The organism is Mesoflavibacter zeaxanthinifaciens DSM 18436 (genome assembly GCF_000422365.1).
GTDB lineage: Bacteria > Bacteroidota > Bacteroidia > Flavobacteriales > Flavobacteriaceae > Mesoflavibacter > Mesoflavibacter zeaxanthinifaciens.
This window is the reverse complement of record NZ_AULQ01000006.1, coordinates 208,004-235,000: the sequence shown is the minus strand read 5'-3', so window position 1 is coordinate 235,000 and position 26,997 is coordinate 208,004. Positions and strand designations below refer to the sequence as shown.

Genomic DNA, 26,997 nt, shown 5'->3' with positions numbered 1-26,997 from the left:
ATGTTATTTTAGTTTTGTTTTAATTATAATAGGTCTCGACTGCGCTCGACCAGACATTTTATTTATTTATATTTTATCTCTTGCTCTCTCTTTCATTATGCTCAATGACCAATGTTTTGCGATTAGCCAAAGTACATTTCATTGAGATTTAATGTATCCCAATATGATGGGTTTGATAAATTGTTTTTATTTCGTCTATAATTGTAACATCATCAATGGTTGATGGAATGTTATATTGTTGTTCGTCTGCGATATTTCGTAACAATTTACGAAGAATTTTACCGCTTCTAGTTTTTGGTAATCGGTTAACTACCAATACGTCTTTAAATGAAGCGACTGCGCCAATCTCATGACGCATATCTTTGATAATTTCGTTTTGAATGGTATCATTATCATTTGTGTTATCTGACTTTAAAACTACTAAGCCTAGAGGTTTTTGTCCTTTTATATCGCAATGCACTCCAAATACAGCACATTCGGCTACAGATTTATGAGAGGCTACAATTTCTTCCATTTCGGCAGTAGATAATCTGTGACCAGCAACGTTTATAATATCGTCTACTCTACCTGTTATAAATATGTAGCCATCTTCATCTTTATAACCACCATCGCCAGAAAAATAATACCCTGGAAATTTATTTAAATATCCTGATTTAAAACGTTCTGTGTTTCCCCATAAATTCATTAATGTTCCTGGAGGTAATGGTAATTTGGCAGCAACATAACCTTCTACACCTGCTTCTACTTCGTGACCTTCTTCATTTAAAATTTGAATATCATAACCACTTACCGGAAAGCTTGCCGACCCAGGTCTTATCTCTTGTAATTGTACACCAACCATATTTGCTAGCATTGGCCAACCGCTTTCTGTTTGCCACCAATGATCTATTACCGGAACTTGTAATTTTTCTTGGGTCCAAGTTAAAGTTGCTACGTCGCAACGCTCGCCAGCTAAGAATTGATATTTTAGACAGGATAAATCATAGTTTTTAATCAATTGCCCTTCGGGATCTTCTTTTTTTATCGCTCTAATGGCTGTTGGTGCTGTAAACATGACTTTTACATTATGCTCGCTAATAACACGCCAAAAGGTTGAAGCGTCTGGTGTTTTTATAGGCTTACCTTCAAAGAGAATAGTTGTGTTTCGGTTTAATAACGGTCCGTACACAATAAAACTATGACCTACAACCCAACCTACATCACTAGCTGCCCAATAGACATCATCTTCATTGACACCATATACGTTTTTCATTGAGAATTTTAACGCAGTAGCATAGCCTCCAGTATCTCTAATGATGCCTTTTGGTTTTCCTGTTGTGCCGGAAGTATATAAAATATAAGAAGGATGTGTTGCTGGTAAAGGTATAGCATCTACTGCAGAGGATGTTTCTACTAAAGTTTTATAGTCTACATCATAACTTTTTTTAGGAATATCTACATCTTGATTTCTATCAAACACAACAACATATTCTGGTTTGTTTTTAGCTTGTGCAATAGCATTGTCTACATAAGGTTTATATGGAATGATGCGTTGTATTTCGATTCCATTTGAAGCGGTAATAACAGCTTTTGGTTTACAATCGTCAATACGAATAGCTAACTCATGCGGCGCAAAACCACCAAATACTACCGAATGTATGACTCCTATCCTTACACATGCTAGCATAGCATATAAGGCTTGCGGTATCATAGGCATGTAAATAATACAGGTATCGCCTTTTTTTAGTCCTAAACTTAGTAATCCGCCAGCAAGTTTAGAGACTTCTTTGTGTAATTGATTATAGGTTATATGCTGTTTGGTATTGGTAACTGGCGAGTCATAAATTATTGCATTTTGATTACCATAACCATCTTTTATATGTTTGTCTATACATAAATAGCTTAAGTTAAGTTGACCGTCTTCAAACCATTGAAAATAGTCATGTTGGTCTTTAGACAAGATGGTATTTGGTTGTTTATACCAGTCTAATTGTTGCGCTTGTTCTTTCCAGAATTGTTCTGGATATTTAATACTTTTTTTATAGAAATCTTGATATAGCATAACTAAGCTTTTTTAGAGTTAAAAAGACCGAACCAATTAGGGTTAAGTACTTTAAGCTTAATTAAAGCCCAAATTATAGCTACAAAAGATAAACCAACTACAATAGATAACATTGGAGTTACAATAGTTTGGCTTTGCCATTTAAATCTAAGGTATAACGTAGCAACAACGTAGATACATATTATTATATCTGATGCTAGTGGATTGATACGAAGTTTCATTGTCTTTATATTTTAATTAAATACTTGCTTGTTTGCACACAAAACCAATATTTAATTAGTCATATTAAGACTAACTTTTATGTTTTTAAGCGACGAGTTCCATAATTTCTGAAACTATTTTTTTTACTGAAAAGGGTTTGGTTAAATACTTATCTGCACCTAAATTTAGTCCTTTTTCTATATCTGACGCTTTATTTTTAGCGGTTAAAAAAACCACTTTTATATCTTTTAAATTTTTATCTGATTTTATGTATGACAATGTTTGGTAACCATCTACATTAGGCATCATTATGTCTAACAATATAACGTCTGGCGTTTGGGTTTTTAATATCTCTAACGCTTCACTTCCGTCTCTTGCTATATACACTTCAAAGTCTTGTTTTTTAAAGGTATACTCTAGTGACATTACAATGTTAGGCTCATCATCTACAATTAAAATCTTCTTCTTCATATAAAAATGTTGTACAATTTACTTAAAAGGTAGCGTAAAAACAAGACTTGCGCCATTTTTTAACCCTTTTTTAGCCCAGATTTTTCCGTGATGTTTTTCTATGATTTGTTTTGTAATAGCCAAACCTAATCCGCTTCCTTGTGGTTTTATTGTGTTTTGGTGTTGAGATTGATAAAATTTATCAAAGATATAATCATGATCTTCTTCCGGTATCCCTTTACCATTATCACTTACAGAGACTTCTATATGTTCCTTAAAAACCGAGTAATCTACAACTATTTCTCCTGTTTTAGGAGCACAAAATTTTAACGCATTAGATAATAGGTTTGTAAGTACTTGTAGGATGCGGTCTTCATCATACTCTAAATACAGTTGGCTTTTGTTTTTTTTAATTATACGTATCTCTTTTTTTGCTGCGATATGGTTTAAACTAGAAATTGCTTTTGATATAGTACTACATATGTCGTTACGATTAACATCTAGATTTAGACGTCCGGTTTCTAGTTTTTCAAAATCTAAAATGTTATTAATTAAGCGTCCTAGACGATCTGAATCCTGAAGTATATTTTTTAAGAACTGTTGTTTTATCTCTTTAGGCATATCATCGTCTTCATCCATTAATAGCTCGGTTGCTGCACGTATACCTGTTATTGGTGTTTTAAGCTCGTGTGCTACAGTGTCTAAAAATTCGTCCTTTTGTCTATCTTTTACTATAAGCTCGTTATTAGCTTGTTTTAATTGTGATGATAACTGAGATAACTCTTGAGATTGCTCTAGCAACATTTTATTGTTTACAATATTTTCTTTAGACTCCTCTAAAATTTTAAGCACTTCTACCAAACTAATTTGTTCTTCTTTGACGACACTTGCTATTAATATTTTAGCTGAAGCAGCACCAATGCTACCGGTTAGTAGTTTTTCTGAAAAATTAATTAATCTAGCATCTGCTAACTGTGTGTCTTGAGGTAGTTTATATTTAGTAAAAAAGATATTTAAAGCACGGTTGGCTCTATATTCTCCTAAAAAACGAATTAATACATTTTTTATATCATTAACGTACGCTTCTCCTTTCCATACTAAAGCGCTGTCTTGTAAAGTTGTAAAGTTTTTACTATCTACATACATCTCGGCATAATTACGTTCTCTATAATTACCTTTATAGATTAATGAAAACACTAAGTAAAACATTACATTAAAAGTTATGCTCCAAAAAAATGCATGTGCAGGTGGACTTAAAAAGTCTAATCCAAATAAGGCATAAGGTCTCAATGCTTCTACACCAAAAAGCCCCAACTGAGTAAAAGAATCTTTACCTACAAAAGCATCTAAAGTGAAGGGTAACACCAAGGTATACAATACTGTTAAAGTCCCAACAACCATACCTATAATAGCTGCTCTTGCAGAACCACGATTCCAATATAAACCAATAAAAAAAGACGGTGCTAATTGTGCTATAATAGTAAACGATATTAACCCTATAGAATATAAGGATAGCTCTTTAGAAAACGATATATAAAAAAAATACGCTACAATTATTATGGAGAATATTGATATGCGTCTTATATTTTTAATGTATTTAGAATTTCGTTCAGGTTGATTTTTAATGAATTTATCTAAAAACCCATAAGGTATAATTAAGTTATTACTAACCATTGTTGATAATGCTAAAGTAGATACAATAACCATTGAAATTACTGCTGAAAAACCACCTAAAAAAACAAGGGTTGCTAAAAACGAATGACCTTGCTCTAATGGCAAGAACAGTGTGTAATATTCGGCATTTTGAGTATTGCCAAAACTTAATTTTCCTGCCCACGCAATAAAGATTACAAATACATTAAACAGTAATAAATACAACGGAAACATCCAGATAGCATGTTTAAGGTGTTTTTCTCTATTATTTTCTAGTACTGCAACTTGAAATTGTCTTGGTAACAAGAATATAGCCATAAAAGACAATCCCATAGTAAAAAGCCAATTAAAACCTTCTTCTAAGCTATCTATAGTGGTTAGCGGTATTAAATTGTCTATTTTGGATATTTTATTGTAAATATCTGTAGTGCCATTAAACAGGTAAAACGTAACATATACACCAATAATTAAAAAGAATAAGAGTTTTATAATAGACTCAAAAGCTACCGAAGCAATAATCCCTTTATGTTTTTCGGATGCATCGGTGTTTTGTGTCCCAAAAAAAGCAGCAAAAATAGCTAATAGCAAGGCAACATAAAACGTAGAGTCGTCTATTATTGATGTTGAAATATAGCTTGTATCATCAGACATTATTTCAAAAGTCTCAGATACTGCTTTAAGTTGTAAAGAAATGTAAGGTAAGGTACCAATTAAGCAAATACCTGTTACTAAAGCGCCTAAAAACCTATTATTACCGTAACGTACAGAAATGAAATCTGCTATAGACGAAATTTTATGTTGCTTAGAAATACGAATAATTTTGCGCAATACCGTAATCCATAAAGGCGCAGCAATAACAGGTCCTAAATAGATAGTTAAAAAATTAATACCAGAATTTGCAGCAATACCAACGCTACCATAATAGGTCCATGCAGAACAATAAACAGCTAAAGATAACGTATAGACATAAGGGTTGTTAACCCATTTGCTTTGTCGTTTTTTTTCAGCAATAAAAGCAATGTAAAACAACACTGCTAAATACAATACAATTATAACTACTAACGCATAATTACTCATAATGACGTTTTAAAACTATAAACGAAATTACTCCTGAAAGTAACCAAGTAGAAAATATAAACACATAAAAATAAGGCACGCCAAACACATGTCCATTAATATTAAAAATAAGTACAAAAGGTATATTAAACATTAAAAATAATGCTATGGAGAGGACGATTAGTTTTTGCTCGTGGCGTTTTTTCATATAAATATTTAAATAGAATACTAATATAATTAAAAATCAGCATTACAGTTTGTAATGCTGATTTTAACTAACTAAATTAAAATATGCTCTTAATTATTTTAAGATAAAGAACAATGTTTTAATGTGAAGAAGCTTCGCCTGCTCCCGATGGAATACGAATGTTTTCCACCATATCTTGTACATCTTGAGGCGGTGCAGGTGTTAACCTTGATACTACTACCGAAACTACTACGTTTATTAGCATTGCTATAGTACCAAACCCTTCTGGAGATGTCCCAAACCACCAGTCTTCTGCAGTACCACCACCAAACATATTTAATTTAAATTTCATCATGTAGAATAACATAATTACGATACCTACAACCATTCCTGAGATAGCACCTTTGCTATTCATACGCTTATCAAAAATACCTAAGATAATCGCTGGAAAGAATGACGCTGCTGCTAGACCAAATGCTAGTGCGACGACAGCTGCCACAAACCCTGGAGGATTAATACCAAAGTATCCAGCAATTAATATAGCTACAAAAATAGATACACGAGCCCAAGTTAATTCGCCTTTGTCAGAGATATCTGGTTTTAATTGCTTTTTAATTAAATCGTGAGATACTGACGTAGAAATTACCAATAGTAAACCTGCTGCTGTAGATAAAGCTGCTGCTAATCCACCAGCTGCTACTAAACCAATTACCCAGTTTGGTAGGTTAGCAATTTCTGGGTTTGCTAATACCATAATATCTCTATCTACATATAGCTCGTTAGAGGCATCACTTACATTAGCTACCATACGTTGTCCATATTGCCCTCTTTCTTCGGTATATACAGGTTTTTTACCATCTAAAGCGTTGCCAGCTACATATTGAATTTTTCCATCGCCATTTTTATCTGCCCAAGCTATTAATCCTGTATTTTCCCAATTTTTAAACCATTCAGGAATTTCAGAGTATTCTTTATTACTTACTGTTTCGATTAAGTTAGTTCTAGAAAATACTGAGATTGCAGGTGCAGTTGTATAAAGAATAGCAATTAATAATAATGCGTATCCTGCAGATTTACGTGCATCTTTAACTTTAGGCACGGTAAAGAAACGTACAATTACGTGTGGTAATCCTGCTGTACCAGTCATTAAAGCTAAAGTAATAGCAAATACATCCCAAGTACTTTTGGTTCCGCTCGTATATTCGTTAAAACCAAGTTGCGTATGTAATGCATCTAATTTGTCAAGTAAAAATTCACCGCCTTCAACAGTTCCTCCCATTCCTATTTGAGGTATGATGTTTCCTGTCATTTGCATAGAGATAAAAAATGCTGGTACCATAAACGCAAAGATTAATACACAATACTGTGCTACTTGCGTATATGTGATTCCTTTCATTCCTCCTAATAAAGAGAATACTAAAACCACAGCCATACCAATAATTACACCTAAATTAATATCTACTTGTAAGAATTGTGAAAATACAATACCTACACCACGCATTTGTCCTGCAACGTATGTAAATGAAACAATTAAGGCACATATTACAGCTACAGTACGTGCAGTGTTAGAATAATATCTATCACCAATAAAATCTGGTACAGTAAACTTACCAAACTTGCGTAGATAAGGCGCTAAGAGCAATGCTAATAGCACATATCCTCCAGTCCAACCCATTAAATAGACTGAACCATCATAACCAGCAAACGAAATAATACCCGCCATACTAATAAAAGAAGCGGCACTCATCCAGTCTGCTGCTGTAGCCATACCATTTGCTAAAGGTGAAACACCACCACCAGCAACGTAAAATTCTTTTGTTGAACCTGCTCTAGCCCAAATTGCAATTCCGAAATATAGAGCAAAAGATAGCCCTACTAATAACCATGTCCATACTTGTACACTCATAATGTTTTTTGTTTTTTAGTTAAGGCTTACTCGTCGAAACCGTATTTTTTATCTAATTTATTCATCAATCTTACGTAAACGAAAATTAGAATTACGAATACATAAATAGATCCTTGTTGTGCAAACCAGAACCCTAGTTTAAATCCGCCAAGTCTTATTTCATTTAAAGCATCTTTAAAAAGGATTCCGCATCCGTAAGACACTATAAACCAAACAGAAAGCAGTATGATTAAATACTTTAAGTTTTCTTTCCAGTACGCTGTTGCGTGTTGTTGTTTATCAGACATAATGTTCTTTAGTTTTAATTAGTTGTTTATAGAAAAATGTGCGTTTGTAGTCTAAAGATATTAGTAGACTCTGCTCCTGTTGCTCCTTTGGTACCTGTAGTGTATTCTGCAGTTATTTTAGCAAAATGACCGTTTATAAAATAGTTAAGTCCTAAACCTAACTCATCACTATTATTTGGCGTAAAATCCATATTAGATGTATTGTAAGTTATATATGGCATTACGTTATGTTTTCTAAATAAAAGTCCTAATTGACCATGAACAACTGTTCCTGAAGATGGGACTAAACCACCAGTATTAAATCCATCGGTATCACCATAATTATAATTGTAATAAGCACCTAAAGCGCTAATTGCTAAGTTTTCGTTTAACGGTGCATCGTAAAATGCATCTACAGCAAAGTGTGTTACAGATTCTCTATTATTTAAATCGTTTACCGCTAATGCGTCTGGATGATGGAAGAAACCAGCACCAATACTTAATACTTTTTTCTTACCTAAGTAAGTACCAACTAAATAAGGCAATTTATCTGATTCTTTATCAAAGATGTCATACTTAAAATATCCTGCGTAATTCCAAACACCATCTCCAATAGTATTATCGACTTGGTAAGTTGGTGTAGCGCCTAAAACTCCTACGTTTGTTCTTGCATTATTAGCTGCTATACGATAGCTGAACTTACCTAAAGAACCTTTAGCATAAATCCCTAAATGACGTGCAAATTGATCACTTGTTGTAATATTATTCCATGGAAATAACCTTACATCAGAGTTTCCTGCTCCAGGATTGTCTAAAGTCATCATATTTAATGTGCTTTGATTTGATAATCTTGAAATGCCATTCCAATAATGTAAACCAGAACCAACATGAAGTTTTCCTGGCTCTATAGCAAACTCTGCCCAAGCATCATGTAAAAACAATAAACTTCTATTATTTGCTGTTTGTGAATTTGGATTTGCGGTTAAATTGTCTGCACTTAAACTATTAAGTCCAAAGTGAGTTAAGATTAAAAATCTTGGTGAGATTTGTGCGTAAGCTAATAATCTAGACCTTCTAATAGAGTGTCTAATTCCTTTTTGATCGCTTCTAGCTTCAAGCCATAATTGATGCCAAGTAATAAACCTTATGTATTTACTACCATCTTCATTAAGATTTACTTTTAGTGGTTTGTAAGAATGGTCTACTTCTTTTTTTTCTGCTTCTTGACCATTTCCTAAAAAAGGAAAAAGCAATACTGCTGCTATTAAAAATAAGAATGTTTGTTTTCTCATAATTTTAAAGAGTTAGTTAGTGAATAATTAAATATTGGTTTTGTGTGCACTACTAAACTCTAAAAAAGAATGTGTTAACAAAAAATTAATATATAAATCTGTTAATTATATATACTAATCTTTAAAACGCTCCCATTTTATTAGCATAAATTTGTCTCCTAGCTCTGTTACAACAACTCCTGCTCCTTTAATATTTTCTGTTTTTTGAAAATAATTACCTAATTCTGTGGCGTTTAATATTTTATAAGTTGGATGATAATTAGAATTATAAGGTCTTTTAATATTGTATTTTTTTACCCAATTCATTATACTTACGTGAGACACGCCAAGGATACGCTCTATTTCTCTATAAGTTAATCCTTCTAAGTATAGTTGTAATGATTTGTTTACATAATAGTCATCAATCTTCTTACCTATTTTATTAACAGAAAAAAAATAGCTACATTTTTTACACTTATAGCGTTGTCTATCATTTACAATTCCACTTTTAATATAGTGATCAGAACCACAATTTGGACACAAATCAATTTTCATATATATTATTTTAGCATAAATATATTAATTTAGCAATAAAAAATGATTCAAAAACTTAATTATTTATCAAATACATATTTTTAAAACCAAAAACATATAAAATTTATATTTTTTTAAGCTTATAATTAACAATAAAACAAAACCCTATAATACGGTATTATAGGGTTTTGTTTTTAACTTGTAGCTTGTATGATTATTTATGATTAAAGTAAGTATCTTCTTCTTCTGTTAATAATCTAGAGTGAATAATAAAACGGATCCCTAAAGGAATCTCTAAAGAGAAACTTGCTCCTCTTCCTTCGGTGATATCGATAGTTAAATGTGTATGTTTCCAATATTGAAATTGATCTTGATTCATGTAAAAAGGAACGCCTTCAATATCTCCAAGATGAATATCACTTTCATCTAAATACATATCATCTTTTTCAAAAATCATTGGTGCAGATCCATCACAACATCCGCCACTTTGATGAAAAATTAAATCGCCATGTTTTTCTCTTAGCTGCCTAACTATTGTTTTTGCTTGTTCTGTTATGTCTAATCGTTGCATTATTATAAATTTAATAAAAAAGGCTGAATTAATTAAACTCAGCCTTTTCTGCTATTATATTCTATCTATTAAAAGAAACCTAACTTATTCTTATCATAAGAGATTAGCATGTTTTTAGTTTGACGGTAGTGACTCATCATCATTTGGTGGTTTTCTCTACCAAAACCAGATTTTTTATAACCACCAAATGGTGCATGTGCTGGATAAGAATGGTAACAGTTTACCCAAACACGACCTGCTTTTATAGCTCTTGGGATTTGGTATAATTGGTGTGCATCACGTGTCCAAACACCAGCGCCTAAGCCGTAAAGTGTATCGTTAGCAATCTCTAAAGCTTCAGCTTCGTCTTTAAATTTGGTTACGCAAACTACTGGTCCAAAAATTTCTTCTTGGAAGACTCTCATTTTATTATGACCTTCAAGAATGGTTGGTTGGATGAAGAATCCGTTGCCTAAATCTCCTTCTTTATTAGCGTCACCACCACAAAGGACTTTTGCTCCTTCTTCTTTTCCTATTTTTATATAAGATTGAATTTTTTCATATTGATCATTAGACGCTTGCGCACCAACCATACAATCTGTACTGTAAGGACTGGTTTGTACAATTGCTTTGGTACGCGCCACAACACGCTCCATAAACTTATCGTAAATATCTTCTTGTACTAAAATACGAGATGGACAAGTACATACTTCACCTTGGTTAAAAGCGAACAATACTGCGCCTTCTATAGCTTTATCTAAAAAAGCATCATCATGATCCATAACCGAATTAAAGAAAATATTTGGAGACTTACCGCCAAGCTCCATGGTTACTGGATTTAAATTTTTAGATGCATATTGCATGATTAACTGTCCTGTTGTCGTTTCGCCTGTAAAGGCAACTTTGTCTACACGAGAGCTCGATGCCAAAGGTTTACCTGCTTCTGGTCCAAAACCATGCACCACATTGATGACTCCTGGAGGAAACACATCTGCAATTTTTTCCATTAATAAGGTTGCTGAAGATGGCGTTTGTTCTGCTGGTTTTAATACTACACAGTTACCTGTTGCTAAAGCTGGTGGTAATTTCCATGACAACATTAATAGTGGGAAATTCCATGGAATAATTTGTCCAACGACACCAAGTGGCTCTTTAATATTCATGGATAAAGTGTTTTGATCTAACTCTGTTGCACTACCTTCTTCTGCACGAATACACGATGCGAAATACCTCCAATGATCTACAGAAAGTGGCACATCTGCATTTAACGTTTCACGGATTGGCTTACCGTTATCACAAGTTTCTACTAAAGCAAATTCTTCTAAGTTTTCTTCAATGATATCTGCTACTTTATTTAAAAGTGTTGCGCGTTGTGTTGCCGAAGTATTACCCCAAGCTTCTTTTGCTGCATTGGCTGCATCTAAAGCAAGTTCTACATCTTCTTTTTGAGATCTTGGGTATTTTGCAATTAAAGATTTATCTATTGGTGATGTATTTTCAAAATACTCACCTCCAATAGGTGCTACAAACTTTCCGTTTATAAAATTGTCATAGGATGCTTTAAATTTTGGTTTAGAGTAACTCATAGAAATTAATTTAGATTATTAGTTATTATTTAGTTTTCAATCATTATTTATTAATAATGTAACATTGATAGCTTTCATCTTATTAAAATGAATAATTATTGATTTTTGTAAAGTTATTTTGTTATATTCTCAAATTATTGAACATATTTATTATATTGTTGCACAATCCTATTATTAAGTATTTTTTAAAATACATTTTTGTATCATTGGGTATGAGTCATTTATTAAGTCAGCATAGAAAACATAGAAAATTAACTACGCTTGTAGAAAACAGAACGACTTACAATGCAGAGTTTGCAGAGTTGAATATTTATGAAACTCATCAATATGCAGAGCAAGTATCTTTGACTTTTGATTTTCCTATAATAGCTAGCATGCTAACGGGTAAAAAAGTAATGCATATTGAAGGCATGCCGTCTTTTGATTTTTATCCAGGTGAATCTGTTGTTATGCCTACAAATAAAGAAATGGTGATTGATTTTCCTTTAGCAAAAGAAAATGATCCTACGCAATGCTTAGCCTTAGGTATTGATAGTACAAAAATTACCGAAGTTGTTGATAAATTTAATCATCACGTAAGTATTGAAAATGAAAACAATAATTGGTCTTTAGACAAAAACACTAATCACTTAACCAATAACAATGAGGTTAATCATTTAATTAACCGTTTAGTATATACTTTTACTAATAACAATAATACTTCTAAAGATGTATTGTTAGATTTAATGCTACAAGAATTGATTGTTAGACTATTACAAACTAAAGCTAAAACCTTGTTATTAAGCGATCAAAACATGTTTAATGACACAAGAATTGGTATGGTAATTAACTACATTAAACAAAACTTAACCAATAAAGATATTACCGTAGATTTACTTGCTAAAAAGGCTTGTATGAGTACGTCACACTTTCATAAAAAGTTTAAAAACACCTTAGGTATCTCACCTATTGATTATATTAATTCTGAAAAAATAAAATTTTCTAAAAAACTAATTAAAGCATCTAAAGACCTAAGAATATCTGAAATTGCCTTTAAAGCTGGATTTAATAATACTAGTTATTTTAATAGGCAGTTTAAAAAAATGGAAATGATGACACCTGCACAGTTTAAAAAGTCTGTTAGTCAATAATTTACTATATTGTTTTCACGTAACGCTTTACTTCTTTCATCACTTTTGGCGCCAATAATAGTGTTGCTGTCATCGTTGGTATTGCCATTAATGCAAATACACCGTCTATTAAATTAATCATTAAGCTTAATGATGTTGTCGCACCAATAATTATACTTAAAATATAAAAATAATTATAGTAGTGTTGATGCTTTGCTCCTATTAAAAACGATAAACATTTACCGCCGTAATACGCATAAGAAAACAATGACGAAATACTAAATACAGCAATACAAGCCATAAGCAAATATTTACCATAAATAGGCATAGCATTACTAAAAGCTGATGCAGTTAAACTAACACCGTTTGCGTCTGTTGTTTTCCAAACACCAGTAACAAGAATAGCAAGAGCTGTTAATGTACATACAACTAACGTATCAATTGCAGGTCCCATCATAGCTACTAAACCTTCACGAACAGGTTGATTAGTTTTAGCAGCACCATGTGCTAAAGGCGCTGTACCAATACCAGCTTCGTTACTAAATGCGCCTCGTCTTATTCCTAAAATAATTAATGTACCAACAACACCTCCAAATAACGCATCTTCTTTAATAAAACTTGCTGTAAAAGCATCTGTAAATATAAGCTTGAAGTAATAAGGAACACTTTCTATATTAACAATTAAGATAAAGAAAACTAAAACAAAATATAGTATGACCATACTAGGTACTAATTTTGAAGTGACTTTACTAATTCTATTTAAACCACCTAAAATAACCACAGATGTAATTACTACTAAAACTAAACCGATGATTAAATTTGAAGTAAAATTAACCTCAAATCCGTTAGGTATCAGTACAATATCGTTAATAGCTTGTGTTAATTGATTGACATTAAAAACCGGCAACGCACCAATTAATCCGCAAAGACTAAAAAATACCGCTAAAGGTTTCCAAGATTTACCCAAACCTTCAACAATAAAATACATTGGTCCGCCTTGTGTTTTTCCTTCACTATCTTTTCCTCTAAACATGATAGCCAAACTTGAAGTAAAAAATTTTGTAGACATACCAATAATGGCACTAATCCACATCCAAAACACAGCTCCTGGTCCACCAACAGCAATAGCAACAGCTACACCAGCGATATTTCCCATACCAATAGTAGAAGACAACGCGGTAGTTAAGGCTTGAAAATGAGTAATATCACCTTCATCTAACTCGTTATCATACTTTCCTTTTAGTACATCTATTGCGTGTTTAAAATATCTAAAAGGTAAAAACCTGGATAGAATTAAAAGGTATAATCCGCCACCTGTTAATAGAATTAATAAAGGAAATCCCCATACTGCAGAAGAAAACGCTTCTACCCAAGTATTAATCTGTTTATACATACTAACTGTTTTGAAAAAGTAAATATAGTATATATTTGTAACCTAATAACTAATGACCATTTTGAAACCAACCCGTCTTTTTTTCTTAGATGCTGTACGTGCATTTGCTATTTTGATGATGCTACAAGGTCATTTTATTGATACGCTTTTAAACCCAGTTTACAGAGATAAAACCAACATAGCATATACTATTTGGGAATATTTTAGAGGTATTACAGCTCCAACTTTTTTTACCATAACGGGTTTAGTATTTGTTTTTTTGCTGTTGCGTGCAAAAGCTAAAAATGAAGATAGATACCGTATAAAAAAAGGGTTTAATAGAGGTTTATTATTGATTGGTATTGGGTATGCGTTACGGTTTTCGTTTTTAAGCTTATTTAAAGGCGAAATTAATATGTACTTTATTGTTATTGATGTCTTACAATGTATTGGTCTGTCTTTAATTTTAATTATTGGGCTTTACCTGATTACCTTAAAAAACGAAACTGTTTTTGCGCTTTTAATGTTAATTATTGGTAATATCATTTTTGTAACCGAACCATTGTATCGTACGCTACACATTGAAGGTATTCCTAAATTTTTAGCCAATTACATCACTAAAGAAAACGGTTCTGTATTTACTATGATACCATGGTTTGGTTATGTTTGTTTTGGCGCTTTTATAGCTGTTTTGTTTCATAAATTTGGTCACAAATACCGATACAAACAATTTAAAATCACCGGTTTTTTAGTCGTTGGGTTTATATTACTTTTTTGGTCTTCACCTTTTTTAACCTTTTTAACTCAAATTACTGGTATACAACTTTTTGATGATAGCGCTAACTATAATTATCTGTTTACTAGATTAGGTAATGTATTGGTTATTTTTGGGCTATTTTACACCTTTGAGCGGTATTTAAAGCAAGCCGTTATCACTAAAATTGGACAAAAAACCTTGTCTATTTATGTCATTCATTTTATTGTTATTTATGGCAGCTTTACTGGTATTGGTTTAAAGCATTTTTTTTATAAATCTCTAACACCAACACAAGCTATTATTGGCGCTATTTTATTTATGGTTGTTGTTTGCTTTATTTCTTTCCACTACGCCAAAACCAATAAGTTTATCTATACTAACCTTTTACCTTTTGCTAATAAATTATTAAAAAAGACTAATGATTAGTTAATTATTTTATTATAACTAAACAATTGGTTAGTTTTGTAAAAGAAATTAATTTATGCCTAGAAATAAAACATATAATGAAGAAGACGTTGTAGAAAAAGCCTTAAATGTTTTTTGGCAGAATGGCTATGAATCTACTTCTATGCAAATGCTAGAAAAAGCAATGGGTATAAATAAATTTTCTATTTACTCTAGTTTTGAAAGTAAACACGGTTTATTTTTAGAATGTTTAAAACACTACAAAAAACAAGTAAAACATAATATTGATAAACTTAAAACAGGAAATAAAGGTATTGAAGATATTAAACAATTTTTTTATGATTCTGTAAGTTCTAATTTTAAAACCGACCAACCTAAAGGTTGCTTTGTAACAAATACATATAACGAATTTTCTAGCAAAGAAGATAAATGTATTAATGAGCAAATGACAAACTTTATGGATCAGTTAAAATCTATTTTTAGACAAAAAATAGAAATGGATACTAACAAATCTAAAAAACTAGTTACAAAACAAACAAATTACCTGTTGTTAGCTAAACATGGTTTAGCAGCTGCATCTAGGGTTAATACTAAAGAAGAAATTGAAGATTATATAGATATGATTTTTAAAAACTTGTAAAAGTTTTTTTTAAACAATAACTAAACGAACGTTTAGAAATAATTAACATTTAAACAATAAATAAAATGACAACTTTAAAAATTCAGAACATTGAAAGTGCACCAGAAGCATCAAAACCATTATTAGAAAAATCTCAAAAAGCATACGGAATGATTCCTGGTTTGCATGGTGTGTTAGCTAGTTCTCCAAAACTATTAGAAGCCTATCAAATATTACACGAGTTATTCTCAGAATCTTCATTTAATGAAGAAGAATTAACAGTAGTATGGCAAACCATTAATGTAGAACATGCTTGCCATTATTGTGTACCTGCACATACTGGTATAGCCAATATGATGAAAGTAGACGAAAAAATTACAGAAGCTCTAAGAAACGAAACACCTTTAGAAGATTCTAAATTAGAAGCTTTACGTACATTGACATTATCAATTGTTAGAAACCGTGGTAATGTATCTCAAGAAGATTTAGATGCTTTTTATGCAGCAGGATATGAAGAAAAACATGTTTTAGATATCATATTAGGTTTATCTCAAAAAACAATAAGCAACTATACAAATCATATTGCAAATACACCAGTAGATGATGCTTTTAAAAAGTTTGCATGGTCCAAAAAATAAAAATCAGATATTTAGCAATAGTTTTAACCCTTCTGAAAAGACTTCAGAAGGGTTATTTTTTTTAACACAAAATCACTTTATGTTTTTTATAACATAACTTTAATAGTTATTTTAATTGGTATAGTAGTTGTTTTATTTAATTTGAAATTTATAATCAATAACACATTAATAAAATAACTAATAATGAAAAAAACATATACAATATTAACCTCTATCATAGTTTTAATAATTACCTCTTGCGCAACAACTAAAAATGCAGAATTATATAAAACTAGTTGGGAATTAGAGTATATCTCTGGAACAAAAATCGCTTTTCAACGTTTATATCCAAATAAAAAACCGACAATAACATTTAATAAAGACAAACATAAAGTACAAGGCAACAATAGCTGTAATGGGTATTCTGCAAACTACACAATTAAAGATAACGCTATATATTTTAGTGAGCCTGGACCAAGCACTTTAATGTATTGCGGTCAAGGAGAAAAGATTTTTTTAAATATGATGGAAAAAGTTAATCGATATCGTTTTGATGAAAACGGAAAACTTAATTTAATGCTAGACGATGTGACAATTCTTAGATTTAAAAAATTAAAAAAATAGACTACTAAGCTGATTAAACCAATTAAAATGAATGTAAAACCTAACAAACCAAAAGTTTTATTTTTTGATGTTAATGAAACTTTGTTAGACTTAAGTCCTTTAAAACAAAAAATTAAAACCGTTTTAAACCATCAGGATCACTTATTGTCTTTATGGTTTACAACGCTTTTACACTACTCTTTAGTAGTTTCATCTAGTAATCAATACAAATCCTTTGGACAAATTGGCGCTGCATCTTTACAAATGATTGCTGCAAATAATGGTATAAAAATATCTTTAGAAAAAGCTAATAACATTGTTACAAACGCATTACAAAACCTACCACCTTACAAAGATGTAGAAGATGGCTTAACATTATTAAAAGAAGATGGTTTTAAGTTAGTAGCTTTAACTAACTCAGATAACAATAGCCTTAAAATTAAAATTGAAAATGCTGGTTTAACTCATTATTTTGATGATTTGTTAAGTATTGAATCTGTTGGTAAGTTTAAACCTTTTACTAAAACTTATCATTGGGCTTCTAAAAAGATGAATATTAAACCTGAAGATAGTATGCTAATAGCAGCTCATGGTTGGGACGTAGCTGGTGCTTTATGGGCTGGTTGGCGTGCAGCATTTATAAGCAGACCTGGTAAGCAAATATTTCCTTTAGCTCCTGAGACAGAAATTAATGAAAGTGATTTAATAAAAGTTGCTAACGTTTTAACTAAATACTCTTGATAATACAAGTTTACTAATACTAAAGCAGGTTTATGTATTGCTAAAAATTAAAATGAAGCCTCATTTGACTTTATTAAAATTTTCTACTAACTTCGTTTAACAATCGTTAGCAATAATTTGACCCAACTTTATTAGAATGAGAGAATATGATAGCTTATCATCAAAAGAAATAGAAAATTTAGAACATGAAATTGATTTAGAATTCCAATCTAAAATTTTAAAGCCAAGAGAGAAAAAGATAGTTGATTTTTTAGTTAAAGTTCAAAATTGTGAATTCGAATATAGGACTACAGGTGACACAAAAGAAATTAAAGTAATTAGTTTATACTATTATGCCAGGAGTCCACTGAGTTTTATTTTTGTTCAACCTTGCTATGCCTTTTATTCGGATAGCAAAACTATAAATAGACCTGAACTTCATTCTGATGATTATACTTACGAAGAACTTGAAAAAATAGCAGTTGAAATATTAGCAAAAAACAATATTGATTACACAGAATTTACAGAAGATGATGAAGCTGAGATATATGACTTTTGGGATAATGATTATAGTTTGGTAAAAAGCTTTTTAATTGAATGTTGGAATAAAGCCAAATCAATAACTCAAACTAAACTAATCGGGTTTTTAGACGCTTCTGACTACTCTGGTGGAACTTATGATTTAGATAATGGTTATTCACTTTTTGACAATAAAATAGAGATTGAACCATATCTTAAAAATAAAGGAATAATAATCATTAAGGATAAAGAGCGAATTTAATAAAAACTATTGCTAACAATGTGTATAATTCATTGCTGGTAAAGGCTTACTTACGAAAATTCCGCTGGAATTTTTTATCCGTGATTATTTGCTAACTTTAGTGCTTAAACACGCAACGAAATCATACACTAGACCGTTAAAAGAAACTCCACAAAAAAGCTCACAAAACGTGAGCTTTTTTTTATTTATATATTTTATTTAAAAACCTAAGCGTTTAAATAATCTAACACATTAGCTTCTATCCTACTTTCTATGTTAGAGACGTCTGCTTTTACAAAGGTTTCTCCCATTATGTTTTCGTATAACTCTATGTAACGGTCTGATACAGTTTGTATGTAATCGTCACTCATTTCTGGTACGGTTTGTCCTTCTAACCCTTGAAAATTATTAGCGATTAACCATTGGCGTACAAACTCTTTAGACAGTTGTTTTTGGGCTTCGTTATTATCTTGACGCTCTTGGTAACCATCGGCATAAAAATAACGAGAAGAGTCTGGCGTGTGTATCTCGTCTATCAAGACTATTTTACCGTCTTTAGTTTTTCCAAATTCGTATTTAGTATCTACCAAAATTAATCCGCGTTTTGCAGCAATTTCAGTGCCTCTTGCAAATAATTTGCGTGTGTAATCTTCTAAAATCGTGTAATCTGCTTCGCTAACAATACCTCGTTTTAAAATATCTTCTCGTGAGATGTCTTCGTCATGATCACCCATTTCTGCTTTTGTTGCTGGTGTAATGATAGGCTCAGGGAATTTGTCATTCTCCTTCATGCCTTCTGGCATAGCTACACCGCAAAGTGTACGTTTACCAGCTTTATATTCGCGTGCAGCGTGACCCGATAAATAACCACGTATTACCATTTCTACTTTAAAAGGCTCGCATAAATGACCAACAGCAACATTTGGATCTGGTGTTGCGGTTAACCAATTTGGGACTAAATCTTCGGTTGCTTTCATCATACTTGTCGCAATTTGATTTAAGATTTGTCCTTTGTACGGGATACCTTTTGGCATAACAACGTCAAAAGCACTTAGCCTGTCTGTTGCAATCATGACTAATTTGTCGTCGTTAATATTGTAAACTTCTCTTACTTTTCCTTTGTATACACTTTTTTGACCAGGAAAATTAAAGTTAGATTTTATAATGGTGTTACTCATTTTGATTTACGAATTACGATTCTGGGTTTATGGATTGTATTATTTTGACACGAATTTCATTAATTGTCACAAATTATAAACGTCTATTTATAACTGATAAACACTGAAATTTCAATAGAAAAGCGCAAAGTTATTTTATTTTTTTGATTTCTTTTTAATAATTATCACAAACTGCCAACAAATAACTGCTAACAAATGCCTACTCTCTATTTTCAATATTTTTGTAAGCTGCAATAATCTTTTTTACAAGTTTATGTCTAATTACATCTTTATCATCTAAAAACACCATACCAACGCCTTCTACATTTTTAAGAATTAATAATGCTTCTTTTAATCCAGAAATTGTGCGTCGTGGTAAATCTATTTGTCCAGGATCACCAGTTAATAAAAACTTAGCGTTTTTACCCATACGGGTTAAAAACATTTTCATTTGTGCGTGTGTTGTATTTTGACCTTCGTCTAAAATAACAAATGCATGATCCAATGTACGACCACGCATAAAGGCTAGTGGTGCTATTTGAATTATGCCTGTTTCTATATAATTGGCTAATTTTTCTGCAGGAATCATATCGCGTAAAGCGTCGTATAACGGTTGCATATACGGATCTAATTTCTCTTTTAAATCGCCTGGTAAAAAACCTAGATTTTCTCCTGCTTCTACCGCTGGTCTTGTTAAAATGATACGCTTAACTTCTTTATTTTTTAAAGCTTGCACCGCTAAAGCAACACCAGTATATGTTTTACCTGTTCCTGCAGGACCAATAGCAAAAACCATATCATTTTTACGCATTAACTCTACCATACGACGTTGGTTAGCTGTTTGCGCTTTGATAATTTTACCATTTGCACCGTGTACTATGGTTTCTCCGCTATGTTCTGATGTTGTATAGTCTTCTTTACTTTGGCTAGTCAAGACGCGTTCTATAATATTTTCATCTAACTTATTATACTTACCAAAATGTTCAAATAACATATTTAAACGCCTATCAAACTCTTCTAGTAGATCTTCATCACCGTAAGCTTTAATTTTATTTCCTCTAGCTACAATTTTAAGTTTTGGGAAATATTTTTTTAATGTAGTAATGTGTTCGTTTCCAGTTCCAAAAAATTCTTTTGGAGAAATCTCTTCAAGTTCAATAATTATTTCGTTCAAAAGCGTTTAAATTTTAAATTAATCTGTACAATTTTATTAGTTTTGTTGGCATAAATGCTACTAAACAAACTTACGCAATTTTTGCGTGTTGTATATTAAAAAAATATCAACAAAATTAATGGCTATCATCACTTTAACAACCGATTTTGGAGAGAAAGATCACTTTGCTGGCGCAATTAAAGGCGCTATTTATAGTGAGTTACCAGATGTTAGAATTGTTGATATCTCTCATTCTGTATCGCCTTTTAACATCTCAGAAGCTGCTTATATTATTCAAAATGCGTACAGTAGTTTTCCTAAAGGGACCATTCATGTTATAGGAATTGACTCTGAATTAAACCCAGAAAACAAACATATTGCTGTAGAGCTTGATGATCATTTTTTTATTTGTGCTAATAACGGGATTATGAGCATGATTGCAAATGTGATTGTTCCTAAAAAAATTGTTGAAATAAATATACATGATAAAATAGAAACTAGTTTTCCGGTTTTAGATGTGTTTGTAAAAGTAGCGTGCCATATTGCACGAGGAGGAACACTAGAAGTTATTGGTAAAGCTATAAACAGCATTAAACCAATAAAAAATTTAGTGCCTTATGTTAATGACGAAAAAACACAGATAATAGGCAGCATAATCTATATAGACAATTACGGTAATGTAGTTACTAATATTAGAAAATCGTTTTTTGAACAACTACAAAAAGGTAGAGCTTTTGAAATTTCTGCTAGAAGCCATAAATTTAAAACTATACATAACAAATATAGTGATATAGTAAATTTTGAAATCCCCGAAGCTCAGCGTCACGATGAAGGACGAGGTCTTGTTGTCTTTAATAGCTCAAACTTTTTAGAAATTGCAATTTACAAAAGCAATACAAATACTGTTGGTGGCGCAAGCACATTAATGGGACTAGGATTAAGAGATACTGTAACTATTAACTTTAAAAAATAATCGCAAAAAATGTTTGTTAGAATTGTAAAATTGAGTTTTGCTGAAGAAAATATAGACGTTTTTAAAGCTAATTTTGAAACAGTAAAACATAAAATCAGAGCTTTTGAAGGTTGTCAACTACTAGAATTATATCAAGATAAACACAATAGCAATATCTTTTTTACGTATAGTTATTGGAATACAGAAGAAGATTTAGAACATTATCGAAATTCTGAATTATTTAAAGGTGTTTGGGCAAAAACAAAACCTTTGTTTAACGCAAAACCTGAAGCTTGGAGTGTAGATAAGATTGCTTTATTACACTAACTGTTTTCTTTGGTTGATAAATAGAGTTTTAATAATAAAACTTTTAACTTTACACCTTAAAGTATTGTATAATTAAATCTTTAAACACTTAACATCAATAAATGCTAGCCATTCTAAAAAAAGAAATTAACTCGTTTTTTGCCTCACCAATAGGCTATTTAGTTATAGCAATTTTCCTATTACTTAACGGACTGTTTTTATGGTTGTTTAAAGGCGAATTTAACATCTTAGATAATGGTTTTGCAGACCTATCTTCGTTCTTTTTACTTTCTCCTTGGATATTAATTTTCTTGATTCCTGCAGTAACCATGCGTAGCTTTAGTGACGAGAAAAAACAAGGTACTTTAGAGTTATTATTAACCAAACCTATTAGCACATTACAGCTTGTTTTAGGTAAATATTTTGGTGCCTTTTTATTAATTATCATAGCACTAATACCAACTCTACTTTATGTATATACAGTTTATCAATTAGGTAATCCAGAAGGTAATTTAGATGTTGGTAGCACTTTAGGGTCTTATTTTGGATTATTATTTTTAGTTGCTGCATATACTGCTATTGGTGTGTTTGCCTCTACCCTTTCAGACAATCAAATTGTAGCTTTTATTATTGCAGTATTTTTATGCTTTTTCTTTTATATAGGTTTTGAAGGTATTGCAGATTTTACTTCAAGTAATTTTATAGATAATTTAGGCATGTCTGCACATTTTAAAAGCATGAGTCGTGGTGTTTTAGACACTAGAGATATCATATACTTTTTAAGTATTACTGCATTGTTTGTCTTTTTTACAACACAAATAATAAATCGTCAAAAAGCATGATAATTACAGTTCCTTTAGTTATATCGTTTATTGTAACTTTTGTTTTGGTTTGGCTATTTGTAAAAACCATCGGAAATAAAAAGTGGCTAAGCTTTTTAATAGCTATTGTTATTACACCTTTTGCCTATTTTTACTTGTTATATCCTATGGTAAATATTTTTAGTAGTTATCATCATGAAAAATATTTTAATGCTGAGGATTGGGAAGACTATCCTGCACAACGCTTTGAGATGATGAGCGATATTTTAAATGATACTACTTTTATAGGAGAAACTAAAGCCGAAATTAAATCTAAATTAGGAAAAGCTGAATGGTACGGTTGGGACGATGCTATTAAAGCAAACTCTAAAGATAAATGGAACTATAATTTAGGTTTTAAACCTGGTGCGTTTACTAAAGATCAAGAATGTTTAGAATTTGTATTTAAAAACGACACTTTACAATCTATAAGAAACTATCAACTTGAGAAAAAATTTGAATAAGTCACTTAAACATATCATCATAGTTATTGTAGCTGTTATTGCTGTAAACTTTGTTAGTACTAAGGTTTACAAGCGTTTCGATTTAACTACAGATCAGCGTTATACGCTAAATGAAGCTACTTTGGATATTATAAAAAAAGCTGAAACTCCTATCGTAATTGATGTCTTTTTAGAAGGTGAAGATTTTCCATCAGAATTTAGACGTTTGCAAAGTGAAACCAAACAATTGTTAGAAGAGTTTAGAGCTTACAACGACAATATTTCATTTAAGTTTATAAATCCTACCGAAGACGAAGACACACGTGATCAAGCCATCAAACAACTTAATGCACGTGGTTTAACACCAATGCAGTTAAATGTTCAAGAAAACGGTAAACAAAGTCAAGAAGTTATTTTTCCTTGGGCATTAGCTAGTTATGATGAGGTTACAGTAAAAATTCCGTTAGTAAAAAATAAAATTGGCGAAACACAACAGCAATTAGTTACCAATTCTGTACAGCATTTAGAATATGCTTTTGCAGATGGTATTAGTAAATTGGTCAATCCTAAACGTCGTAAAATAGCAGTTTTAAAAGGTAATAACGAAATGGATAATCTAAACATTGCAGATTATGTTAAAACACTTCGTGATTACTATTTTATAGCGCCTTTTACTTTAGATAGCGTTAGCAATAATCCAGAAAAAACATTAAAGAGTTTGCAAGATTTCGATTTAATTATTGCTGCAAAACCAACCGAAGCCTTTACAGAAGAAGAAAAATTTGTATTGGATCAATATACTATGAATGGCGGAAAAAGTCTTTGGCTAATAGACCAAGTTGCTATGGATAAAGACAGTTTGTATAACGACTTTGGTAAAAATGTAGCTTTAGCTAGAGATTTAAATTTAACCGATTTTTTCTTTAAGTACGGCGTTAGGATTAATCCTGTATTAGTTAGCTCTATGTACTCTGCGCCTATCGTATTATTATCTGGTGAAGGCAGCAATACCAGAGCAGAACGTTTCCCTTGGACGTATTCGCCATTAGCACAAGGTATTAGTACGCATCCAGTGGTAAATAACTTAAACTACATAAAGTTTGATTTTGCTAGTCCAATAGACACCTTAAAAAACAATTTAAAGACCGTTAAAAAGACGGTTTTACTACAAAGCGCACCACTTTCAAAATTAGAAGGTACACCGCGTGAGATTAGTCTAGATGAAGTTAATAATCAACAAGATCCTGCATCGTTTAATAAAGGCTCTCAAAATCTAGCCGTATTATTAGAAGGTAAATTTACTTCGGTATATAATAACCGTGTAAAACCTTTCGATTTACAAGATGTAAAAAACGAAAGTGTGCCAACTAAAATGATTGTAATTTCTGATGGTGATGTGATTAAAAATGAAATTGATAGAAATGGACCTAAAGAATTAGGATACGATTCTAAATTAAATCAGTTTTTTGGTAATAAAGAATTTTTAGTAAACGCTGCTAATTATCTGCTTGACGATAACGGACTTATAAACATTCGATCAAAAGAAATTGCTGTTGCGTTTTTAAATTCAGAAAAAATCACTGAAGAAAAAACCAAATGGCAACTCTTAAACATCTTATTACCATTGGTGTTGTTAGGTATTTTTGGTTTTAGTTTTAACTACTTCCGCAAGAAAAAATACGCCAAATAAGTGTTAATAAGTTTGTTTCCTAATTAAACACATTAACAATATATTTGTAATACAACAATTAACCGATTTTAACGAATATATAAATAGATGAAATTTATTGTATCAAGTACCTATTTACTAAAGCAATTACAGGTTTTAGGTGGTGTAATAAACAACTCCAATACACTTCCAATTTTAGATAATTTTTTATTTGAATTACAGCAATCAAAACTAACCGTTTCTGCAAGTGATTTAGAAACAACCATGTCTGCTGTATTAGACGTAGAAAGTGATAATGAAGGAAGCGTTGCTATACCTGCACGTTTATTATTAGATACTTTAAAAACTTTCCCTGAGCAACCTTTAACGTTTGTTGTAGAAGAAAACAACACTGTTGAAATTAGCTCTAATCATGGTAAATATGCATTAGCTTACGCAGACGGAAACGAATTCCCTAAAGCAGTTAGCCTAGAAGATCCTAGCTCTACTGCAATGCCGGCTCATGTATTAGCTACTGCAATAAACAAAACTATTTTTGCTGCTGGTAATGACGATTTACGTCCGGTAATGAGTGGTGTATTTTTTCAATTCTCTACAGAAGGATTAACCTTTGTAGCTACAGATGCTCATAAACTTGTAAAATATTCAAGAGAAGATGTTAAAGCTTCTCAAGTAGCCGAGTTTATTATGCCTAAAAAACCTTTAAACTTATTAAAAGGAATTTTAGGAGCTAATGAAGATGAAGTAACTATTGAGTACAACGACTCTAATGCTAAATTCACTTTTGAAAATACCGTATTAATCTGTCGTTTAATTGATGGTAAATATCCAAACTACGAAGCAGTTATACCAAAAGAAAATCCTAACAAATTAACTATAGATCGTACACAGTTTTTAAACTCGGTACGTCGTGTTAGTATTTTCTCTAATAAAACAACACACCAAATAAGACTTAAAATTGCTGGTGCCGAACTTAATATTTCTGCAGAAGATATAGATTATTCTAACAAAGCTGAAGAACGTTTAACATGTGATTACCAAGGTGATGATATGCAAATTGGTTTTAATTCACGTTTCTTAACAGAAATGCTAAACAATTTAAGTTCTGCAGATGTTCAATTAGAATTAAGTATGCCTAACAGAGCTGGTATTTTAACACCAGTAGACGATCTTGAAGAAGGCGAATTTGTAACCATGTTAGTAATGCCGGTAATGCTAAATAGCTAAACCTAACTACATAAATTTAAAAAAAAGCCGCAACTTAAATGTTGTGGCTTTTTTTATTTAAAATCGTTTGATATTTTTTACTTTTGAAACAGTAAAAGGCTTCCCTAATTTTCTAAGTCTTTTGCTAAGCAATTAATCCAAGAACAAATGATGTATTTTAATAGACTATTATTAGTTTTATTATGTTTTACTTTATGGTCATGCAGTAATGATGATGATAATACAACTACCGACAATAATATTTTGATTGGCAAATGGTTAAGAAGTGATTACGATAACACTTATGAGCATAGTATACATTTTGAAGAGAACGATTTTGGCTACACAGCAGATAAACATACAACAGCAGAAGGTATTGTATCTACAGCAATTAGTTTTGATTGGTCTGTTTCTAACAACAAGATTACTTTAATTTTTGATAGCCATACAATTATTTCTAATTACTCCTTTACAGAAAATGGTAATCTAATAATTAATGATTTATCAACATTAGAGTTTATTAAACAATAAAATTTTATAAAATAAAAAACGCAACCTATAAAGGTTGCGTTTTTTATTCAACTTAAA

General features: G+C 31.3%; 28 protein-coding genes. 14 read left to right on the top strand and 14 right to left on the bottom strand.

Annotated features, from left to right (window positions below; all coding sequences use genetic code 11):
- Positions 1–148 precede the first annotated feature (148 nt).
- The 11 genes from H574_RS0107020 to H574_RS0106975 form a co-directional block, all read right to left on the bottom strand.
- Complete coding sequence (locus tag H574_RS0107020) at positions 149–2,041, bottom strand: acetate--CoA ligase (protein ID WP_027879894.1); 1,893 nt, start codon at positions 2,039–2,041, stop codon at positions 149–151.
- A gap of 2 nt (positions 2,042–2,043) precedes the next feature.
- Positions 2,044–2,262: a hypothetical protein gene (locus H574_RS0107015; protein WP_027879893.1), complete on the bottom strand. Its 219-nt coding sequence runs from the start codon at positions 2,260–2,262 to the stop codon at positions 2,044–2,046.
- An 85-nt stretch (positions 2,263–2,347) separates the two neighbouring features.
- Positions 2,348–2,713: a response regulator transcription factor gene (locus H574_RS0107010; protein WP_027879892.1), complete on the bottom strand. Its 366-nt coding sequence runs from the start codon at positions 2,711–2,713 to the stop codon at positions 2,348–2,350.
- A gap of 18 nt (positions 2,714–2,731) precedes the next feature.
- Positions 2,732–5,422, bottom strand: a complete 2,691-nt coding sequence (locus H574_RS0107005; protein WP_027879891.1) for a sensor histidine kinase — start codon at positions 5,420–5,422, stop codon at positions 2,732–2,734.
- Complete coding sequence (locus H574_RS14025; RefSeq protein WP_036227247.1) at positions 5,415–5,609, bottom strand: hypothetical protein; 195 nt, start codon at positions 5,607–5,609, stop codon at positions 5,415–5,417. The genes H574_RS0107005 and H574_RS14025 overlap by 8 nt, the downstream gene beginning before the upstream one ends.
- 118 nt (positions 5,610–5,727) lie before the next feature.
- Positions 5,728–7,494, bottom strand: coding sequence for a sodium:solute symporter family protein (locus H574_RS0107000; protein ID WP_027879890.1), 1,767 nt, complete (start codon positions 7,492–7,494; stop codon positions 5,728–5,730).
- 26 nt (positions 7,495–7,520) lie between these two features.
- Positions 7,521–7,781, bottom strand: a complete 261-nt coding sequence (locus H574_RS0106995) for a DUF4212 domain-containing protein (RefSeq protein WP_027879889.1) — start codon at positions 7,779–7,781, stop codon at positions 7,521–7,523.
- A gap of 26 nt (positions 7,782–7,807) precedes the next feature.
- Positions 7,808–9,052, bottom strand: coding sequence for a hypothetical protein (locus H574_RS0106990; RefSeq protein WP_027879888.1), 1,245 nt, complete (start codon positions 9,050–9,052; stop codon positions 7,808–7,810).
- Positions 9,053–9,166: 114 nt separating this feature from the next.
- Positions 9,167–9,586 (bottom strand): transposase-like zinc-binding domain-containing protein, encoded by a 420-nt coding sequence (locus tag H574_RS0106985; RefSeq protein ID WP_027879887.1) that lies wholly within the window; start codon positions 9,584–9,586, stop codon positions 9,167–9,169.
- A 193-nt stretch (positions 9,587–9,779) separates the two neighbouring features.
- Positions 9,780–10,136 carry a DUF779 domain-containing protein gene (locus H574_RS0106980; RefSeq protein ID WP_036227243.1) on the bottom strand — a complete coding sequence of 119 codons (357 nt, stop codon included), beginning with the start codon at positions 10,134–10,136 and terminating at the stop codon, positions 9,780–9,782.
- Between the two features lie 68 nt (positions 10,137–10,204).
- Positions 10,205–11,701 (bottom strand): aldehyde dehydrogenase family protein, encoded by a 1,497-nt coding sequence (locus H574_RS0106975; protein WP_027879885.1) that lies wholly within the window; start codon positions 11,699–11,701, stop codon positions 10,205–10,207.
- Between the two features lie 212 nt (positions 11,702–11,913).
- Between H574_RS0106975 and H574_RS0106970 the strand changes: the two genes are divergently transcribed.
- A complete protein-coding gene (locus H574_RS0106970) occupies positions 11,914–12,831 on the top strand; it encodes an AraC family transcriptional regulator (protein ID WP_027879884.1) in 918 nt (305 codons plus the stop codon).
- Between the two features lie 4 nt (positions 12,832–12,835).
- Here H574_RS0106970 and H574_RS0106965 read toward each other — a convergent pair whose 3' ends face one another.
- Positions 12,836–14,203 (bottom strand): alanine/glycine:cation symporter family protein, encoded by a 1,368-nt coding sequence (locus H574_RS0106965; protein WP_027879883.1) that lies wholly within the window; start codon positions 14,201–14,203, stop codon positions 12,836–12,838.
- A 52-nt stretch (positions 14,204–14,255) separates the two neighbouring features.
- Between H574_RS0106965 and H574_RS0106960 the strand changes: the two genes are divergently transcribed.
- The 6 genes from H574_RS0106960 to H574_RS0106935 all read left to right on the top strand — a co-directional run bounded on the left by H574_RS0106960 (position 14,256) and on the right by H574_RS0106935 (position 18,684).
- On the top strand, positions 14,256–15,365 hold the full coding sequence (locus H574_RS0106960) for a heparan-alpha-glucosaminide N-acetyltransferase domain-containing protein (protein WP_081653188.1): 1,110 nt from the start codon (positions 14,256–14,258) through the stop codon (positions 15,363–15,365).
- Positions 15,366–15,420: 55 nt separating this feature from the next.
- The gene (locus tag H574_RS0106955; protein ID WP_027879881.1) at positions 15,421–15,984 is read left to right on the top strand and encodes a TetR/AcrR family transcriptional regulator; all 564 of its coding nucleotides are present in this window, start codon (positions 15,421–15,423) and stop codon (positions 15,982–15,984) included.
- Between the two features lie 65 nt (positions 15,985–16,049).
- Entirely contained in the window at positions 16,050–16,601 is a 552-nt protein-coding gene (locus H574_RS0106950; RefSeq protein WP_027879880.1) for a carboxymuconolactone decarboxylase family protein, read from the top strand.
- A gap of 183 nt (positions 16,602–16,784) precedes the next feature.
- Positions 16,785–17,204: an META domain-containing protein gene (locus tag H574_RS14645; protein ID WP_027879879.1), complete on the top strand. Its 420-nt coding sequence runs from the start codon at positions 16,785–16,787 to the stop codon at positions 17,202–17,204.
- Positions 17,205–17,231: 27 nt separating this feature from the next.
- On the top strand, positions 17,232–17,924 hold the full coding sequence (locus H574_RS14640) for a haloacid dehalogenase type II (protein WP_036227239.1): 693 nt from the start codon (positions 17,232–17,234) through the stop codon (positions 17,922–17,924).
- Between the two features lie 136 nt (positions 17,925–18,060).
- Positions 18,061–18,684, top strand: coding sequence for a hypothetical protein (locus H574_RS0106935; RefSeq protein WP_027879878.1), 624 nt, complete (start codon positions 18,061–18,063; stop codon positions 18,682–18,684).
- A 206-nt stretch (positions 18,685–18,890) separates the two neighbouring features.
- Here the strand turns inward: H574_RS0106935 and H574_RS0106930 are convergent, their stop codons facing one another.
- Both H574_RS0106930 and H574_RS0106925 read right to left on the bottom strand, forming a co-directional pair.
- Entirely contained in the window at positions 18,891–19,841 is a 951-nt protein-coding gene (locus H574_RS0106930) for a phosphoribosylaminoimidazolesuccinocarboxamide synthase (RefSeq protein WP_027879877.1), read from the bottom strand.
- Positions 19,842–20,040: 199 nt separating this feature from the next.
- Positions 20,041–20,994: a PhoH family protein gene (locus tag H574_RS0106925; protein WP_027879876.1), complete on the bottom strand. Its 954-nt coding sequence runs from the start codon at positions 20,992–20,994 to the stop codon at positions 20,041–20,043.
- Between the two features lie 118 nt (positions 20,995–21,112).
- Between H574_RS0106925 and H574_RS0106920 the strand changes: the two genes are divergently transcribed.
- The 7 genes from H574_RS0106920 to H574_RS0106890 all read left to right on the top strand — a co-directional run bounded on the left by H574_RS0106920 (position 21,113) and on the right by H574_RS0106890 (position 26,940).
- Positions 21,113–21,946, top strand: a complete 834-nt coding sequence (locus tag H574_RS0106920) for an SAM hydrolase/SAM-dependent halogenase family protein (RefSeq protein WP_027879875.1) — start codon at positions 21,113–21,115, stop codon at positions 21,944–21,946.
- A 9-nt stretch (positions 21,947–21,955) separates the two neighbouring features.
- On the top strand, positions 21,956–22,252 hold the full coding sequence (locus H574_RS0106915) for a putative quinol monooxygenase (RefSeq protein WP_027879874.1): 297 nt from the start codon (positions 21,956–21,958) through the stop codon (positions 22,250–22,252).
- Between the two features lie 101 nt (positions 22,253–22,353).
- Positions 22,354–23,073: a gliding motility-associated ABC transporter permease subunit GldF gene (gene gldF, locus H574_RS0106910; protein ID WP_027879873.1), complete on the top strand. Its 720-nt coding sequence runs from the start codon at positions 22,354–22,356 to the stop codon at positions 23,071–23,073.
- The gene (locus tag H574_RS0106905) at positions 23,070–23,555 is read left to right on the top strand and encodes a hypothetical protein (protein WP_027879872.1); all 486 of its coding nucleotides are present in this window, start codon (positions 23,070–23,072) and stop codon (positions 23,553–23,555) included. Before gldF ends, H574_RS0106905 begins: the two co-directional genes overlap by 4 nt.
- Positions 23,548–25,224, top strand: coding sequence for a gliding motility-associated ABC transporter substrate-binding protein GldG (gldG, locus tag H574_RS0106900; RefSeq protein WP_036227294.1), 1,677 nt, complete (start codon positions 23,548–23,550; stop codon positions 25,222–25,224). The genes H574_RS0106905 and gldG overlap by 8 nt, the downstream gene beginning before the upstream one ends.
- An 87-nt stretch (positions 25,225–25,311) precedes the next feature.
- Positions 25,312–26,430 carry a DNA polymerase III subunit beta gene (gene dnaN, locus H574_RS0106895; RefSeq protein ID WP_027879870.1) on the top strand — a complete coding sequence of 373 codons (1,119 nt, stop codon included), beginning with the start codon at positions 25,312–25,314 and terminating at the stop codon, positions 26,428–26,430.
- A 147-nt stretch (positions 26,431–26,577) separates the two neighbouring features.
- Positions 26,578–26,940 carry a hypothetical protein gene (locus H574_RS0106890; RefSeq protein WP_027879869.1) on the top strand — a complete coding sequence of 121 codons (363 nt, stop codon included), beginning with the start codon at positions 26,578–26,580 and terminating at the stop codon, positions 26,938–26,940.
- Positions 26,941–26,997: the final 57 nt, after the last annotated feature.